The 16,503-nt window shown below is 72.7% G+C and carries 15 protein-coding genes, 2 tRNA genes and 1 pseudogene; 6 read left to right on the top strand and 12 right to left on the bottom strand.

Annotated elements, in window-relative coordinates; genetic code table 11:
- Nucleotides 1-205 precede the first annotated feature (205 nt).
- Nucleotides 206-1,582 (bottom strand): MFS transporter, encoded by a 1,377-nt coding sequence (locus Q3W68_RS08360; RefSeq protein ID WP_302904868.1) that lies wholly within the window; start codon nt 1,580-1,582, stop codon nt 206-208.
- Nucleotides 1,583-1,742: 160 nt separating this feature from the next.
- Between Q3W68_RS08360 and Q3W68_RS08365 the strand changes: the two genes are divergently transcribed.
- Both Q3W68_RS08365 and Q3W68_RS08370 read left to right on the top strand, forming a co-directional pair.
- Nucleotides 1,743-6,254, top strand: coding sequence for an HAD-IC family P-type ATPase (locus Q3W68_RS08365; RefSeq protein WP_302904869.1), 4,512 nt, complete (start codon nt 1,743-1,745; stop codon nt 6,252-6,254).
- Nucleotides 6,244-7,308 (top strand): MBL fold metallo-hydrolase, encoded by a 1,065-nt coding sequence (locus Q3W68_RS08370; protein ID WP_302904870.1) that lies wholly within the window; start codon nt 6,244-6,246, stop codon nt 7,306-7,308. Before Q3W68_RS08365 ends, Q3W68_RS08370 begins: the two co-directional genes overlap by 11 nt.
- Here the strand turns inward: Q3W68_RS08370 and Q3W68_RS08375 are convergent.
- The 3 genes and pseudogenes from Q3W68_RS08375 to Q3W68_RS08385 all read right to left on the bottom strand — a co-directional run.
- Nucleotides 7,202-7,549 (bottom strand): annotated as a pseudogene (locus tag Q3W68_RS08375) (CBS domain-containing protein); the annotation flags it as partial. The gene Q3W68_RS08370 and the pseudogene Q3W68_RS08375 sit on opposite strands and share 107 nt — an antisense overlap.
- A 34-nt stretch (nt 7,550-7,583) precedes the next feature.
- Nucleotides 7,584-8,531, bottom strand: a complete 948-nt coding sequence (locus Q3W68_RS08380; protein WP_302904989.1) for an L-threonylcarbamoyladenylate synthase — start codon at nt 8,529-8,531, stop codon at nt 7,584-7,586.
- A gap of 99 nt (nt 8,532-8,630) precedes the next feature.
- Nucleotides 8,631-9,221: a helix-turn-helix domain-containing protein gene (locus Q3W68_RS08385; RefSeq protein ID WP_302904871.1), complete on the bottom strand. Its 591-nt coding sequence runs from the start codon at nt 9,219-9,221 to the stop codon at nt 8,631-8,633.
- Between the two features lie 65 nt (nt 9,222-9,286).
- Between Q3W68_RS08385 and Q3W68_RS08390 the strand changes: the two genes are divergently transcribed.
- A complete protein-coding gene (locus Q3W68_RS08390; RefSeq protein WP_302904872.1) occupies nt 9,287-9,877 on the top strand; it encodes a dienelactone hydrolase family protein in 591 nt (196 codons plus the stop codon).
- Nucleotides 9,878-9,897: 20 nt separating this feature from the next.
- On the opposite strand, the gene Q3W68_RS08395 is transcribed toward Q3W68_RS08390, so the two are convergent.
- Both Q3W68_RS08395 and Q3W68_RS08400 read right to left on the bottom strand, forming a co-directional pair.
- Nucleotides 9,898-10,284: a VOC family protein gene (locus Q3W68_RS08395; protein WP_302904873.1), complete on the bottom strand. Its 387-nt coding sequence runs from the start codon at nt 10,282-10,284 to the stop codon at nt 9,898-9,900.
- On the bottom strand, nt 10,281-10,586 hold the full coding sequence (locus tag Q3W68_RS08400; protein WP_302904874.1) for a helix-turn-helix transcriptional regulator: 306 nt from the start codon (nt 10,584-10,586) through the stop codon (nt 10,281-10,283). The genes Q3W68_RS08395 and Q3W68_RS08400 overlap by 4 nt, the downstream gene beginning before the upstream one ends.
- 51 nt (nt 10,587-10,637) lie before the next feature.
- Here Q3W68_RS08400 and Q3W68_RS08405 point away from each other — a divergent pair, with 51 nt between their 5' ends.
- Complete coding sequence (locus Q3W68_RS08405; RefSeq protein WP_302904875.1) at nt 10,638-11,201, top strand: AAA family ATPase; 564 nt, start codon at nt 10,638-10,640, stop codon at nt 11,199-11,201.
- Between the two features lie 123 nt (nt 11,202-11,324).
- On the top strand, nt 11,325-12,347 hold the full coding sequence (locus Q3W68_RS08410; RefSeq protein WP_302904876.1) for a DMT family transporter: 1,023 nt from the start codon (nt 11,325-11,327) through the stop codon (nt 12,345-12,347).
- Nucleotides 12,348-12,351: 4 nt separating this feature from the next.
- Here Q3W68_RS08410 and Q3W68_RS08415 read toward each other — a convergent pair whose 3' ends face one another.
- Complete coding sequence (locus tag Q3W68_RS08415) at nt 12,352-12,744, bottom strand: ester cyclase (RefSeq protein ID WP_121685445.1); 393 nt, start codon at nt 12,742-12,744, stop codon at nt 12,352-12,354.
- 637 nt (nt 12,745-13,381) lie between these two features.
- Nucleotides 13,382-14,014, bottom strand: coding sequence for a TetR/AcrR family transcriptional regulator (locus Q3W68_RS08420; RefSeq protein WP_302904877.1), 633 nt, complete (start codon nt 14,012-14,014; stop codon nt 13,382-13,384).
- Between the two features lie 127 nt (nt 14,015-14,141).
- Here Q3W68_RS08420 and Q3W68_RS08425 point away from each other — a divergent pair, with 127 nt between their 5' ends.
- Nucleotides 14,142-14,921 (top strand): SDR family NAD(P)-dependent oxidoreductase, encoded by a 780-nt coding sequence (locus Q3W68_RS08425; protein WP_302904878.1) that lies wholly within the window; start codon nt 14,142-14,144, stop codon nt 14,919-14,921.
- Nucleotides 14,922-15,104: 183 nt separating this feature from the next.
- Here Q3W68_RS08425 and Q3W68_RS08430 read toward each other — a convergent pair.
- The 4 genes from Q3W68_RS08430 to Q3W68_RS08445 form a co-directional block, all read right to left on the bottom strand.
- Nucleotides 15,105-15,180 (bottom strand) — tRNA-Ala (locus Q3W68_RS08430).
- Nucleotides 15,181-15,190: 10 nt separating this feature from the next.
- The gene (locus Q3W68_RS08435) at nt 15,191-15,319 is read right to left on the bottom strand and encodes a DLW-39 family protein (RefSeq protein WP_013283222.1); all 129 of its coding nucleotides are present in this window, start codon (nt 15,317-15,319) and stop codon (nt 15,191-15,193) included.
- Nucleotides 15,320-15,362: 43 nt separating this feature from the next.
- Nucleotides 15,363-15,436: transfer RNA gene (locus Q3W68_RS08440), tRNA-Ile, on the bottom strand.
- Between the two features lie 143 nt (nt 15,437-15,579).
- On the bottom strand, nt 15,580-16,503 hold the full coding sequence (locus Q3W68_RS08445; protein WP_302904879.1) for a DUF3566 domain-containing protein: 924 nt from the start codon (nt 16,501-16,503) through the stop codon (nt 15,580-15,582).

Below are 16,503 nucleotides of genomic sequence, written 5' to 3' on the forward strand. Positions count from 1 at the left end.
AGCCGCCCGACCGCTACGCCCCCCACCCGATCCTGCGCCACCCGACGGCCTGCCCGGCCCGGTTCACTCGGCCGAGCCCGCACCCCCTCGGCCGTCCGCTCCCCTCGCCCTTCCGATCGATCAAGGAGTTTGTGTCGGATGGCGGCCCGGAATCTGACACAAACTCCTTGATCAACCGGGAGGGGCAGGGTGGAACGGGTGGGGGTCAGGGGGTGGGGCGGGGTACCACTCGACCGGCCACGACCAGGCCGAGCAGGCCGCAGGCGGCGGCCACGGCCAGCGTGGTGGCGTAGCCGGCCGGGCCGGGGGACGCGCCGGCGGCCAGCACCGCGCCGGTCAGCGCCAGCACTGTGGCGGCGGCGAGCGAGTCGCCCAGTTGCAGCGCGGAGCTGTTGCGGCCCTGCTCGGCCGGGGCGGACTGCGCCAGGGTGAGCACCGACAACGACGGATAGAGCAGGCCCATGCCCAGCCCGGCCACCGACCAGAAGAGCACGGCCGGCAGCACCGGCAGTCCGGGCACCAGCGCCGACGCCACGCCCGCCGTACCGATCGTGATGCAGGCCAGCCCGGCCCGGGGCAGCGTCGCCGCCGAGCGGGGTGAGCCGATCCGCCCCTGGATCCACGAGCCCACCGACCACGACAGCGCCCCCACGGTCAGCACCAGGCCGGCACCGGTGGGCGAGAAACCACGCTCCCGGGACAGCATCAGCGGGATCACCACCTCGGCGGCCACGAACGCCGCCGACGCCAGCGCGCGCAGGCCGATCACCGTCGGCAGTCCCCGCGCCGCGCGCAGGAAACCGGCCGGCAGCAGGTGCGGCACGCAGGCGAGCAGCCCGGCCAGCGCCACGGCGATCAGACCGGCGGCGAGCGCGCCGCGCTGCTGCCCCCCGTAGTGCAGCAGTGCGGCGCTCGCCCCCGCCCCGCAGGCCCAGCCGATCCGGGCCAGCGCGCCGGCCGGCGGCCGGGTCGCCACGGTGGCGGTCAGCGCCCGCAGCCCCGGCTGGACCAGCAGCGCCGCCGGGATCGCCACCGCCGGCACCGCGAGGAACACCCACCGCCAGCCCAGGTGTTCCACGATCAGCCCGGCCAGCGCCGGACCGACGAGCGACGGCACCACCCAGGCCGCGGCGAACGCCGCGAAGATCCGCCGCCGCAACTGCTCCGGGTACGCCTGACCGACGACCACGTAGAGCGCCACCGAGACCAGTCCGGAGCCGAAACCCTGCACCACCCGCCCGACGACAAGCACCTCCATGGTCGTGGCGGCGCCGGCCACCACCAGCCCGGCGACGAACCAGACGACCCCGTGCCACATGGCCGGGCGCGGCCCGCGCGCGTCGCACCAGATGCCGGACGCGACCATCGCCACCACGCCGGAGGCGAACGGGCCGCCGAATGCCAGCGCGTACAGGCCGAGCCCGTCGAGGCTGCGCGCCACCGTCGGCATGGCGGTGCCCACCGCCAGCGCCTCGAACGCGAGCAGGGACACCAGGGCGACACTGCCCACAGTCATCGCCCGCAGGCGCGGCGACCACAGGTCGACGGGTGGGTCAGCCGGTACGGCGGTGATGCTGGTCATGGCGTTCAGCCTCGGACCTCACCCCCGGTTGAGGTCAACTGTGGCGCGCGTCTCGTCCACGCGGGAACGGCGGCCCGACGCCCGGAAACTTCTGCCGTCGGGTGGCATAACGGACGCCGCGCCGGGAAGTCGGGCCGCCGGGACGAGACCGGGAGGCGAGATGGCGCTGGGACGGTTCGCCGGCCTCCTGCTGTCGCCGACTGTCGTACCGGAGGCCGCCGCGCGCGTCGCGCGTACCGTCGGGTCGGCCCTGCCCACTGACGCCGTGCCGGCCCGGGTCACCGAGGTCGCGGGCAGCGTCGGTACGGCCGCGGCCCGGCTGGCCCGCCTCACCGGGCTGACCAGCCGCCGGGTCTGGTCGCAGGACGGCCGCCACCACATCGAGGTGCACGGCGTCTGCCAGGACGGCGGTGACCGGCTGGCCCGCCAGGTCGAGGCGGCGCTGGAGTCGATGCCGGGCGTGGACTGGGCGCGGGTGAACGCGCCGTCGGGCCGGGTGGTCGTGGCCACCGGGGATCCGGCGCCGAAGCTGCGCGATCTGATCGCCACGGTGGCGCGCGTCGAGCGGACCTGCCCGTACGAGCCGGATCCGGAGATCGAACCGCCGCAGCCGCCCGAGGACGGCCCGCGTACCGCCCGGACGTTCGGCGCGCTGCTGTCCGACGTGCTCGGGCTGGGCATCTCCGCCGCCACCCGCGTGCTGCCGCTGACCCCGATTCCCGCCGAGGTGGCCGGGCTGCTGGGCGCTGTCGACCTGCACCCGAAGCTGCACGCGCTGGCCGGCCTGGGCATCCGCGCCGACCCTCGCGCCGAGCTGCTGTTCCCGCTGGCCGAGGCCGTGGTGCAGGGTCTCACCGGCGGCTGGGCGGGCATCGTGCTCGACGGTGCGCAGCGCGTCGTGCAGTGGGGTGAGGGTGCCGCGCAACTGACCGCGTGGCGGCGGGCCGAACCGCGCCTGACCGGCGACCCGGAGCACGCGGTCGCCCGGGTGCCTGATGGCGAACGGCCCTGTCCGGTGCCGGACGGGCAGCCCGAGCGGTACGCCAAGCGGGTGCTCCCGGCCGGGGCGGTCGCCGGGGCGGCGGCGCTGCCGGTGCTGGGACCGAAGCGGGCCGCCGCGCTGGCGCTGTCCTCGCTGCCCAAGGCGCCCGGCTCCGGCCGCGAGGGGTACGGCGCCCAGCTCGGCCGGATGCTCGCCCGGCGCGGCGTGATCGCGATGGACCGCAGCGTGCTGCGGGAGCTGGACCGGATCGACACCGTGGTGCTGGACGCGGCGGTGCTCGGCTCGGACCGGGGCGTCCTGGTCGATCTCGCGCCGCTGGCCGACGCCGACACCGGGCAGGTCGCCAGCAGGGCGTTCGCGTTGTTCGACCCGGCCGAGCCGGACGCGGTACGCGCCGACGACGGCTGGCGGATCGGCCCGCTGGACCGCCTCGGTGCCGACGATCCCGGGGACACCCCGGACAGCGCCCGGCTGCGCGCCGACGGTGGACGGCTGCTCGGGCTGGCCGAGAACGGCCGGCTCGCCGCCGTACTGCGGGTCGAGCCGGAGCCCGCGCCCGGCGTGGACGCGCTGGCGTCGGCCGCCCGGCAGGCGGGGCTGCGGCTCGTGGTCGGCGGCGCGGACGACGGCCGGTACGACTTCGCGGACCTGCTCGTACCCGGTGGTCCCCGGCTCGCCGACGCGGTGCACGACCTGCAACGTGAGGGCGCTGTGGTGATGGTGGTGTCCGGTGAGCGGTCGGCGCTCGCCGCGTCCGACTGTGGCCTCGGCGTGTACGGCCCGGACGACCTGCCGCCGTGGGGCGCGCATCTGCTGGTCGGCGACGACCTGCGGGTACCGGCCCTGCTCGTCGACGCCGCCGGGGTGGCCCGCCGGATGACCGAGCAGAACGTCCGGATCGCCATGGCCGGCAGCGGGCTCGGCGCGCTCGGCGCGTTCACCGCCGACCGGCGGCGACTGCCCCGCCCGGCCCTGGCGGCGGTCAACGGCGCGGCGGCGCTCGCGTTCGCGCACGGCGTGTTCCGGGCGCACCGGCTGTCGGACCGCACCGGCGCCCCGATGCCCGCGCTCACCGCCTGGCATCTCATGCCGGCGCAGACCGTCCTGGACCAGCTCGACACCGGCCCGTGCGGGCTGACCGACGAGGAGGCGGCCCGCCGTCGGCGCGTCGAGATCGGGGACGACCACGGGCCGGCCGGACTGCTCCGCACGTTCGTCGAGGAGCTGTCCAACCCGCTCACCCCGGTGCTGGCCGCCGGTGCGGCGCTCTCCGCCGCGTTCGGCTCGCTCGTCGACGCGGCCCTGGTCGGCGGTGTCGTGGGCGGATCCGCGCTGGTCGGCGCGGTGCACCAGCGCAACACCGAACGGTCCCTGGCCGAGTTGCTGTCCCGCTCGGCGGTCACCGCCCGGGTGCTGCGCGACGGCGAGGAGCGGGTGGTGCCCGCCGAGGAGCTGGTACGCGGCGACGTGATCACGATCAGCTCCGGGGACGCCGTACCGGCCGACTGCCGGGTGCTGACGAGCGACGGGCTGGAGGCGGACGAGTCGTCACTGACCGGTGAGTCGCTGCCGGCGGCGAAGAGCTCCGAACCGGTGGTGGCGGCGGCCATCGCCGAACGGCACTCGATGCTGTTCGAGGGCACCACTGTCGCCGCCGGGCACGGAACCGCCGTCGTGGTGGCCACCGGTGCGGAGACCGAGGCCGGTCGGAGCCTCGCCATGGCCCGGGAGGCCCCGCCCGCCAGTGGGGTGGAGGCGCGACTCGGCAAGCTGACGAGCAGCGCCGTACCCCTGGCGGCCGCCTCGGCGATCGCTGTGGCCGGCGCGGGGCTGCTTCGGGGCGTACCCCTTGCCGAAACGGCGGCGACCGCCGCGAACCTGGCCGTGGCGTCGGTGCCGGAGGGGCTGCCGTTCCTGGTCAGCGCCGCGCAGCTGGCGGCGGCGCGGCGGCTGGCCGAGCACGGCGCGCTGGTCCGCAACCCCCGGACGATCGAGGCGCTGGGCCGGGTCGACGTGCTCTGTTTCGACAAGACGGGCACGCTCACCGAGGGGAAGCTGCTGCTGGCCGGGGTCGGTACTGGTGACGGCCGGTACGCGGTGCTGGACGAACTGGACGAACCGCTCCGGTCGACGCTGGCCGCCGCGGTGCGGGCCACCCCGTCGGCGGAGGACCCGGACGAGTTGCCGCAGCAGACCGACCGCACGGTACGCCGCGGCGCGGACGCCGCCGGGGTGGACGAGCGGACCGGAGCGGCGGACTGGACCGCCACGGCCGGGCTGCCGTTCGAGCCGTCCCGGGGCTACAGCGCCGCTGTCGGCCGCACCGCCGACGGGCTGCTGCTGAGCGTCAAGGGCGCCCCCGAGTCGGTGCTGCCGCGCTGCGCGTCGCGCCGCACCGCCGAGGGCGACCGGCCGCTCGACGCGGCCGGACGCGAGGAGGTGCAGGCGATGCTGGCCGGGCGGGCCGGCGCCGGGCACCGCGTCCTCGCCGTGGCCGAGTGCCCGGTCTCCACCGAGCAGGTGAGCGACGAGCAGGTCGACGGGCTGGTCTTCGTGGGTTTCCTGACGCTCGCCGACGGGGTGCGGGAGAGCGCCCGGCCGGCGGTGGCCCGGATCCGGGCCGCGGGCGTGCACACCGTCATGATCACCGGCGACCACCCGGCCACCGCCGAGGCGATCGCCGCCACGATCAGCCCGGACGACGGCGGGCAGCGCGTGGTCACCGCCACCGACCTGGACCGGCTGGACGACGCCGCGCTCGCCGAGCGCCTGATGGCCACCGACGTGGTGGCGCGCTGCACGCCCGCCCACAAGGTACGGATCATCCAGGCGTTGCAGCGCCAGGACCGCACCGTCGCGATGACAGGTGACGGCGCCAACGACGCCCCGGCGATCCGGCTCGCCGACGTCGGCATCGCGCTCGGCCAGCGGGGCACTCCCGCCGCCCGCGCCGCCGCCGACCTGGTGGTCACCGACGACCGGCTGGAGACGATCATCGCCACGCTCGTCGAGGGACGGGCCATGTGGTCGTCGGTACGGCACGCGCTGAGCATCCTGGTCGGCGGCAACCTCGGTGAGATCGCGTTCAGCGTGCTGACCGCCGCCGCGACCGGCCGGTCCGCCCTGAACGGCCGGCAACTGCTGCTGGTCAACCTGCTCACCGACCTGGCGCCCGCGCTCGCCATCGCGGTCCGCCCGCCCGCCGACGACAGCGCCGACCACCTGCTGCGGGAGGGGCCGGACTCGTCGCTCGGCGTCACCATGACCCGGGAGATCGGGCTGCGCGCGGCGTCGACCACGCTCGGCGCGACCGCCGGCTGGACGATCGCCAGGTGGACCGGCACCCGGCGGCGGGCGAGCACCGTAGCGCTCGCCTCGCTGATCGGCACGCAGCTCGGGCAGACGGTGCTGGCCGGCGGCACCAGTCCCAGCGTGCTCGCCGCCACCGCCGCGTCGGTTGGTGTGCTCGTGGCCGTCGTGCAGACGCCGGGCGTCAGCCAGTTCTTCGGCTGCACCCCGCTCGGCCCGGTGGGCTGGACCATCGCCACCGGCTCGGCGCTCGGCGCGACGTTCGCCAACGGCACGCTGACCAAGCTGGTCGACCGCCTGCCGCAGCCCGGCTCGCATGGGCGACCCGATCAGGGGTACGGCGAAGGACATGACGCCTGAGGTGACGTTCGTCGGTACGGCGACCACAGTGCTGCGGATCGGCGGTTTCACACTGCTCACCGACCCGAACTTCCTGCACCGGGGGCAGCGGGCGTACCTGGGCCGGGGACTGTGGTCGAAGCGGAGCACCGACCCGGCACTGACCATCCCCGAACTGCCCCCGCTGGACGCGGTGGTCCTGTCCCACCTGCACGGCGACCACTTCGACCGGGTCGCCCGGCGTGGCCTGGACCGGTCGCTGCCGATCCTCACCACACCGCAGGCGGAACGGAAGCTGCGCCGCTGGGGCTTCGGCGCGGCGGAGGGGCTGCCCACCTGGCGCGCGTACGAGCTGCACCGGGGCGACGAGACGCTGCGGCTGACCGCGCTGCCCGGCCAGCACGGGCCGGGCCTGCTGGACCGCGCGCTCCCCGACGTGATGGGCAGCCTGATCGACCTGGAACAGGGCGGGCAGCGGCGCTTCCGCCTCTACGTCACCGGGGACACGCTGCGCCGCCCGCAGCTCGCCGAGATCCCCGCCCGCTTCCCGGACATCGACGCCATGCTGATCCACCTCGGCGGCACCCGGATCGCCGGCATCCTGCTCACCATGGACGCCCGGCAGGGCGCCGACGTGGTGGAGCTGATCCGGCCTTCGCTGACCGTACCGATCCACTACGACGACTATCCGGTGTTCCGGTCGCCGCTGCGGCACTTCGTCGAGGAGGCCCGGCGACGCGGCTTCGCCGGCCAGGTCCGTACCGTCCTGCGCGGCGAGACGGTGCCGCTGCCGCCGTGCCCGGGGTGCGCCGCCCCCCCGGCTCCCCCGGGGGGGGGGCGCGGCTCGGGCGGACCGGTCAGGCCCGCTCGGAGATCGCCTCGATCAGGTCACCGACCGGCCGGTCCGGCAGCGACCGGGCCACGTCGGCGACTGCCACGATGCCGACGAGTTCGTGCCCGTCGATCACCGGCAGCCGCCGTACCTTGTGCTGTCCCATCGTCCGCAGGATCTCGGCCGCGTCGTCGTCGGCGCCGATGGTCACCGCCTCGCCCTGTGCCAGTTCACCGGCGGTGACCTGGGCCGGGTCCTTCCCCTGGGCCAGCACCTTCACCACGATGTCCCGGTCGGTGATCATTCCCTTGAGACGGTTGTCGTCGCCGCAGATCGGCAGTGAACCCACCCCGAGTTCGGCCATCCGGCGGGCGGCGCTGCGGAGGTCGTCCTGTTCGCGGACGCAGCTCACGTCGTTCGTCATGATCTCGCGTGCGGTCGGCATTCGCGTCACACCTCGCTTCCTGGGGGGTTGTCTGCTCATCTCCTACCCCCGGGCAGCAGGGCCATTCGCGAGGTCAGTGCCAGGTGGCGGCGGCGCGGCGCAGCCGGTCGTTTATCGCGCGGCCCACGCCGGTCTCCGGCACCGGCTCGGCGACGATCTCGGTCACGCCGGCGGCGTCGAGCCGGTGCAGCGCGTCGAACAGGTGCGCCGCCGCCACCGTCACGTCGCCGTCGGGCGACAACACCTCCACCGCCGCCCAGTCGCCGTCCGCCGGTGGCTCCCGGAAGGCCAGGAATCCCCGCCGGCCGCCGCCGGGCTCGGCCGCGGCGCCCAACCGCAAGGGGGTACGCGGGGCGTAGTGCGCGGCCAGCGTCCCGGGCGCGACCGGCTGGCCGGAGCTGCCCTGGCGCACCTCGACCGGGCCGACCGCCTCGACCAGCGCCTCGACCGGCAGCGCGCCCAGCCGCAGCACCACCGGCCGGTCGCCCCGGGCGTCCACGATCGTCGACTCGATCCCGCACCGGGTGGGCCCGCCGTCGAGCACCACGTCCACCGCGCCGCCCAGCCCGGCCACCACGTGCTCGGCCCGGGTCGGGCTGAGCTGACCGAACCGGTTCGCGCTCGGCGCGGCCACCGGTACACCGGCGGCCGCGATCAGCGCCCGCGCCGACGGCTCGTCCGGTACGCGTACCGCCATGGTGTCCAGGCCGGAGGTGACGATCGGCGGGATGATCTCCGGCCGGTCCACGATCAGGGTGAGCGGGCCGGGCCAGAACCGCTTCGCCAGCTCGCCCACCGCCGCCGGCACCTCGCCCACCAGTGCGGGCAGGTCGGCGGCGTCGGCCAGGTGGCTGATCAGCGGGTCGAAGCTGGGCCGCGCCTTCGCCTCGAAGATCCGCGCCGCGGCCCGGGCGTCGAGCGCGTTCGCGCCGAGGCCGTAGACCGTCTCGGTGGGAAACGCGACCAGCCCGCCGGCGCGCAGGACGGCGGCTGCCTCGTCGATGCCGCGCTCGGCCGGCAGGACGCGCGGGGATCCGGTGCTCACGCTTCCGACGCTAGCCTGCCCGGGGCGCCGCCCCGGCAGGACCCTGCCGGGTTGCCGTCCCGGAGTGGTGGGCCGTCAGTCGCGCCTGTCGGTGTCGGGTTCCGTGTCGGGGAGCGTGGGCGCGTCCGTCGGGTAGAGGCCGGCGGCGAAGCCGTACACCTGGTCCCCGGCGCGGGGGATCTGCGCGAACCGCCGGGCCAACGCCTGCACCTCCGCCCAGAACTCGCGGACGTCCTCGATCGGGATGCGCGCGTGCACGAGCGTGCACCGCAGTTCGTCGGCGGCGTGTGCGGCCGCCGCTTCGGCTGCCGCCTCGGCGAGCCCGTTGATCCGGGACACCACCTGCTTGTCCTCCGCCCGGCTGAGCGCGCCGACGTAGTAGGTGCGGGCGACCCGGCCGTAGAACCGCTCCTCGATGGCGCGTACCCGCCGGGTCCGCACCACGCGCAGCAGACCGGCGTCCACCAGTTGGTTCACGTGGTACGCCACGCTGCTCTTGGGACGGTCGACGGCGCGGGCCATCTCGTTGACAGTGGCGGCGCGCTCCAGGAGCAGTTCGAGCAGCGTGCCCCGCAGGGGGTCGGCGAGCGCGCGCAACTGCTCCGGAGCGGTGACCACGAGCAGGTCGTCGAGGTCGTAGTCCGGGATTCGCTCATTGACCGACATTTCTCGACCGTTCTAAGATTCTGGTTCGTTCGATAACTCTGGTCTGACAACTCAGGAGTGTAGTGATGGCCGAGATCGTGCTCTTCCACCACATTCAGGGGCTCACGGACGGGGTCCGCGCGCTCGCCGACTCTCTGCGCTCCGGTGGGCACACCGTCCACGTCCCCGACTTCTTCGACGGCGAACTGCCGGCCACCATCGAGGACGGCGCCGCGCTGATCAAGCGGATCGGCGGTGACGTCCTCGACCAGCGCGCCGACGCGCTCGTCGCCGACCTGCCCACGGACCTCGTCTACGCGGGCGTCTCCTGGGGCGCCGCCATCGCCCAGCGGCTCGCCCAGACCCGGGCCGGCGCCCGGGCCGCCCTGCTCTACGAAGCCTGCCTGCCGGTGACCGGCGAGTGGGCGATCGGTCCCTGGCCCGACGGGGTGGCGGTGCAGGTGCACGGCATGGAGAAGGACCCGTTCTTCGGGCTGGAAGGAGACGTGGACGCCGCCCGCGAGCTGGTGTCGATCGTCGGTCCCGAGCGCGGCGAGCTGTACGTCTACCCCGGCGACCGGCACCTGTTCACCGACAGTTCGCTGCCCTCGTACGACCCGGAGGCGACAGCACTGGTGGTGAGCCGCAGCCGCGAACTGCTCGACCGGCTCGGCTGACTGAGCGACCAGCCGGTGGGCTACCGGTACTGTGCGATCTGGATCAGGTTGCCGCAGGTGTCGTCGAACACGGCGGTGGTCACCGGGCCCATGTCGACCGGCTCCTGGGTGAACAGCACGCCGAGGCCTCGCAGCCGCTCGTGCTCGGCGGCCACGTCGTCCACAGCGAACTGCGTCAGCGGGATGCCGTCGCCCGCGAGCGCCTCCTTGAACGCCTTGGCGGCCGGGTGCGCGTCGGGCTCCAGCAGCAGTTCCACGCCGTCCGGGGCGTCCGGTGAGACCACAGTCAGCCAGCGGTACTCCCCGGTCGGCACGTCGGTCTTCTTCACGAAGCCGAGCACCTCGGTGTAGAAGCGCAGGGCCTTGTCCTGGTCGTCGACGTACACGCTGGTGAGGTTGATTCTCATGGGTTCTCCTGGGTGGGTGCGGCGGACCTGAGCCATCGCTCGGTGATGGACCGCAGCGGCCGGGTGTCGAGGTGGTGGAACTTGTAGCGACCCTGCCGACGCGTGACGATCAGGCCGGCGGCCTCCAGGACGTCGAGGTGCTGGGAGATCGCCTGCCGGGACGAGCCGACCTGGTGCTTCGTGGCCAGTCTGCCGCAGATCTCGAACAGGGTCTGACCGTCGCGCTCGGTCAGCTCGTCGAGGATCAGGCGGCGGGTGGGATCGGCCAGCGCCTGGTACAGATCGCCCACATGGCCCACCATATGCAAGTAGAAGCTTGCCTATCAAGAGGCTGCCCGCCATCGGAGTAAGTCATGCCCGGATTCATCCTCACCGGCGCTCCCGGCTCCGGTAAGACCGCGATCCTGCGCCACCTGGAGACCGACGGCCATCCCGTCGTGGAGGAGGCCGCGACCGACGTGATCGCGCTGCGTCAGGCGCTCGGCCGGCCCGAACCGTGGCGTGAACCGGACTTCGTCGAGCGGGTGCTGGATCTCCAGCGGAGGCGTCGGCGCCGGGCCGGGATTCTCGGCGGCGACGTGGTGTTCCACGACCGCTCACCCGTCTGCACGCTCGCGTTGTGCCGCCACCTCGGCATGACGCCGCCGCCCGTGCTGCTCGACGAGATCGAGCGCATAATTGTCGAGCGTCACTACGAACGGACCGTCTTCTTCGTAAGGAATCAGGGCTTCGTCGAGGCGACCGCAGCCCGGCGGATCAGCTTCGAGGAGTCGCTCGTCTTCGAGCGGGTCCACGAGCTGACGTACCGCGAGGCGGGATTCGACCTCGTCGACGTGCCGGCGGGACCGCTCGCGACCCGGGTGGCGGCGATAAAACAGGCGGTCGATCGACTGCGCGCGGCTAGGGTGCGGACATGACCTTCCGCGTTGTCTCGCCGCCACCGGTCACCCGGTAACGACGCCGTTCACCGAACCCGGCTCCCGCACCCAGAGCCCGGGTCCGTTCGCGGTGCCCGGGCGGCGACGACAACGGAGAATCCCGTGCGCAAGACTGTGCCCCCGACAGTGGGGCGAGGAACCCTGTACATCCTCATGGCGGCGATCGCCTGGGGCACCGGCGGCGCCGCGGCGGCCGTCCTCTACGACACCAGCGGGCTGGGCCCGATCGCCGTCTCGTTCTGGCGGTTCGCCGGTGGCGTCCTGCTGCTCGCCGCCGGACACCTGACACTGCGGCGACCGTCCGGCTCCGTCCGCGCTCCATCCCGCCACCGGTGGCGGCAGGTCGTGACGACGGGCGTGGGTCTGGCCGTCTACCAGACGGCGTACTTCGCCGCAGTGGGGTACGCCGGCCTGGCCGTCGCCACCATGGTCACCCTCGGCGCCGGGCCGATCCTCATCGCCCTCGGTTCCCGCCTGACCCTCGGCGAGCGACTCGGCCGATCCGGCGCAGTCACCGTCGCGGCAGCACTCGTCGGCCTGTTCCTGCTGCTGGGCGGTGGTAGCGCCGGCAGCGCCCCCGCACCGGCGCTGGGCCTGGCCTGCGCGCTGCTGTCCGCGGGCGGGTACGCAGCCGTCACCGTGCTCAACCGGAAGCTCGGCCGGGACGGTGGCGGGCGGACGTCGCTACTGGGCGGATTCGCCGTCGGGATGATCTGCCTGCTGCCCCTGGCCCTGCTCGAAGGGATCCTGCCCACGGCCGGTGACACCCGCCAGACCGTGGGTCTGCTCGCCTTCCTCGCCGTGGCGCCCACCGCCGTGGCGTACACCCTGTTCTTCGCCGGTCTGGCCGCGGTCCGGGCGACCACCGCGTCGGTCGTCGCGCTCGTCGAGCCGGTGACGGCGGCGCTGATCGCGGTGCTGCTGCTGGACGAACGGCTCACCGTGACCGCCGTTCTCGGGTCGGTCGTGCTGCTCGCCGCGGTGGTCGCGCTGATGCTCGGCGAACCCGGACCGGCGCCGCCATCGACCGCGCCGCGCAGGGACCGTGACGCCGGCACACGGAACCGCCGCCGGCCTCGACGAGCGAAGGCCGGCGGCGAGGTCGCGACACGCCGTTCGGGGTGACGGATCAGCCGGCGAGCTGCCGCCGCACCGAGTCGGTGTCCATCAGATACGACATGAACTTGAACTTGCCGTCCTGGACCCGGTAGAAGGCGGTCTCGGTGAACGACACCGACGCACCGGTGGGGGCCAGGCCGTTCCACTCCTTGACCGGGGTGCCCGTGTCGACGAGCCGGGCGGCGATCGTGTCGCCCTCGACGACGAGGTCCTGGATCTCCCAGTGGAGGTCCGGGACCGCCTCCACGTGCTTGTAGAACTCGGCCACCATGTCCGCCATCTTGACCGGGGTGCCGTTCATGACGACCTCCTCGTGGGCGAAGTCGGCCATGCGCGCGAACTCCCGCTTGTTCGCCAGCTCGACGTACCGCAGGTAGAAGTCCCGCAGTTCCTGGGTGGACATGCCTGCATCCGTCACGGTGGAGCTCATGATCGTTCTTCCTCGTCTGTTGGTGCCGACCCGTGTCCCCGGGCCGGTCGTCGCGTCCGAGTTTTGTACCGCTCGGTTCTGCAACGACCGTAACAGGAATCTGTACCGATCGGTTCATGACCAGGATCACGTTCTGTACCGATTGGTAGGGCTACGCCCCCGAGCCGGCTGTCCCGGCGGCCTCGATTGCCGACTTGAAGTCGGGACCGGCCCCGATCTGAGCGAGCAACACGTTCGCCGCGTTGTAACAGTTGAAGCTTTCGATCTTCCCTGCACGGAGGTAGCAGAGATCTACCGAGGGCACATCGACACGGTTACCGGTGGGGCGGATCTCGCCGATCGGAGTCGGGAACCCGTCGAGATGCGTTCCCTGGATTCTTCGAGCAAGTCCGGTGGATGTCGGGAAAGACGCCGGCGAGTGCCGTCAGCGCCTGCAGAATCTGGTCCCCGCGGAACGTCTGCGAATTCGGCATGTCGTTGAACGCTCCATCCTCGGTGAACAAGGCGCGGAAGCCGGGTCCGTCGAGCACGCTACGGTGACGACCGAACGGACGCGGCCCGGGGAGACGCCCGCATCTGAGGACTGACCTTCATCCGGCCGGGACGGCTGTCAGGAATCAGCGTCGTCGGTGCCGTATCGGGCAACCATGGTTCGGACGGCTTCTTCCACAATCTCGGCTGCGCGGGCGGGCGTCACCGTCCAGTCCGGGAGCAGAAGGCCGGGCCAGAACAGGTAGTTCGAGATCATCCCGAGGAACTGCGTAGCGGCCATCTCCGCGTCGGCGATGTCGGCGGATCCCGCGTCGCGCTCGGCCAGAAGGTAGAGCCGGACGGACTCGAAGTACGGCAGCTTGCCCTGCGAGAAGTGCGCCTTGGCCAGCTCGGGAAAGCGTGGCAGTTCCGCGATGACGATGCGGAACAGATCGGTCATCTCCGGCTGGCTCACCAGGGCCGCGTAGCGCCGTCCCAGAACGGTCAGGCCGGCCGTCAGGTCACCGGCGGGCGGCACGTCGGCGACGTCCTTCTCGGCCCACGAGTCGACGACGATGGCGTCGAACAACGCCGCCTTCGTCGGGAACTGCTTGAACAGCGTTGCCTTGGACACGCCGGCACTGTCGGCGATGCGCGCCAGTGATGCCCGGTCGTAGCCCAGCTCGAGGAAGAGCTCAGTCGCGGCCTGGACGATGAGCGCGCGCTTCTCCTCCGCCACGCGCTGGTGATAGGCCGATGGCGCTGGGGTCATCGGCCCATCATAGCGAGGTGAGTGGGTTGACTCACCACTTGCTCAGGCGTAGCTTCGGCGTGGTGAGTTGCTTGACTCACCACCCGGTTTCGGGTTGACGCTCCTCGTACACAACTCGGAGGATCCGATGTCCCGCTTCGCCAATCAGACCGTTCTCGTGACCGGCGGCACCGGTGGACAGGGGGCCAGCCACGTTCGCGCGCTGCATGCCGAAGGTGCCAACGTCGTCATCGGTGACATCGACGCCGAGCGTGGTGCCGGCCTCGCCACCGAACTGGGGGACCGGGCGCGTTTCGTCCGCCTCGACGTGTCTCAGGAGGAGTCGTGGGCCGCCGCCGTCGCGGAGACCGAGAAGGCCTTCGGCGCGCTCACGATCCTGGTCAACAACGCCGGGGTGCAGAACCCGCCGGCCCTCATCGAGTCCACCGACCGGGCCACGTGGGCCCGCATCCTCGACGTCAACCTCACCGGCACGTTCCTCGGCATCAAGGCAGCCGCCCCGGCGCTGCGGCGCGCCGGGGGAGGATCGATCATCAACATCGCCTCCACCATGGGCATCGGCGGTACTGCCTTCTACGCCCCCTATGTCGCCAGCAAATGGGCAGTTCGGGGGCTTACTCAGACCGCTGCCCTCGAGCTGGGCCGCGACAACATCCGCGTCAACGCGATCCACCCCGGCGTTGTCGACACTCCGTTCATCACCGAGCCGGCGGCCGGCAGCGACGCCCCGATCGCCGACTTCTACTCGCCCGAGCCGTACGCCGTCCCGCGACTCGGGCAGCCCGCCGACATCACGGCGCTGCTGTTGTTCCTCACGTCGCCGCACGCGGCCTTCATCACCGGCGCCGAGTACGTCATCGACGGAGGGCTGCTCCTCGGCCCCGCACTGCAGAAAAACGCCGCATGAACCCCGCAGACACAGCTGACGACGTGAGCCGATGTTCCGGACCCTTGTGCGGGCTTGGCCTACGCGGTGGATCGGCGTCGGTGCTGAACCCTGCCTGCCTCGGCCATCGATCGGGTGCTGGGCGAGGAGGGACGGCGTGACCGCTCGGCTCTTCTCGAACCCGAGATCAGCGAAGGGAAATGCTGGTGGAGCCCAGGGGACTCGAACCCCTAACCCCTGCCTTGCAAAGGCAGTGCTCTGCCAGTTGAGCTAGGGCCCCGTGACGGCGTTCAGCGCAGGTCGGGTGCCGTGGTCGCCTCGTGCCACAGGGCGCGCTCGTCGTTCGAGGCCTTGACCTTCTTGGCCACGACGGCGGCCACACCGACGATGCCGGCCAGGATCAGGAGCTTCTTGAACATGTGCTTGACCCCTCGCGCTCGACTGTCGTCGGACGATGTGCGGTGGGGCTAGCTGGAATCGAACCAGCGACCTCAGAGTTATCAGCTCTGCGCTCTAACCGACTGAGCTATAGCCCCGCGTAGCGACGAGCAAGGTTAACCCATCGCCTCCACCGCGCCCAAATCGGGGTCTGTGGTGGAAGCACCCGCGCCATCTCGAACCTACCCGGACGCACGACGCCGGGGCGACCGCTTTACGCGGTGCCCCGGCGTCGAGTCGATCAGTCCCGCTCGGCGAGCGTCAGCTCGATCCCGCCGACCAGGTCGGCGCAGACGTTGTAGACGAACGCGCTGAGCGTGGCCAGCGCGGTGAACAGCACGACGTTCACCAGGCCGATCAGCGCCGACGTCAGGATCACGCCCTTGGCGGTGATCCGGAAGCCGCCGCCACCCTGGCCGCCGCCGGCGTTCACCAGGTCGGTGAGGCTGTCGTTGACGCTCTTGAACACACCCATGGCGTCAAGCGCCAGGTAGAGCACCGACGTCGCCACGACGACCACGATGAAGAGCACCACGGACACCGCGAAGGCGAACTTCATCACCGACCACGGGTCGATCCGCTTCAGGTTCAGCCGGGCCCGTCGCGGTCCGCGCGACGCGGCCGAGCTGACCGAGGTACGCGCGGCGCGTACCGCCTCACCCACGCGCGCGGCGCCGACGGCTGCCGCGCCGCTGATGCCCGGCGGCAGGCCGCCACCGTTGGCGGGCCGGGTCTGGGCGCTCGCGGCACCGCTCGGGCGCGAGCCGTCGGGCGACGCCTTCGGGGCGGTGCCCAGGCCGGCGCCGATCCGCGGCTGCGTGCCGGTCGTCCCGGTGGAGGCCCGGCCGGTGGCCGACGGGGTGATCGGCTGGGTGCTCGTGGCGTTCGCGGGCTTGCCGGCCGGAGCGGCCAGACCGTCGGCCGACGTCGGAGCGTCGACCTTGGTCTCGGCCGAGTCCCGGGAACCGGAGTCCTCTCCCGGCTTGTCCGGAGGCGGGGCCATGCCGGGAGCCCGGGTGAACTTCGGGGCAGGCGCGTCGGCGGGAACCGTGGCCCGGCCCACAGCCGCGCGGCCGGTCGCTGGTGTGCCGCCCTGCGCGGCCTCCTCCTCGACCGGAGTGGCCGAGGTCCCCTTGTTCCCCGACTTCGCCTGTGTCTCCGTCAT

This window comes from Micromonospora sp. C28ISP2-4, from assembly GCF_030519385.1.
GTDB classification, from domain to species: domain Bacteria; phylum Actinomycetota; class Actinomycetes; order Mycobacteriales; family Micromonosporaceae; genus Micromonospora; species Micromonospora tulbaghiae.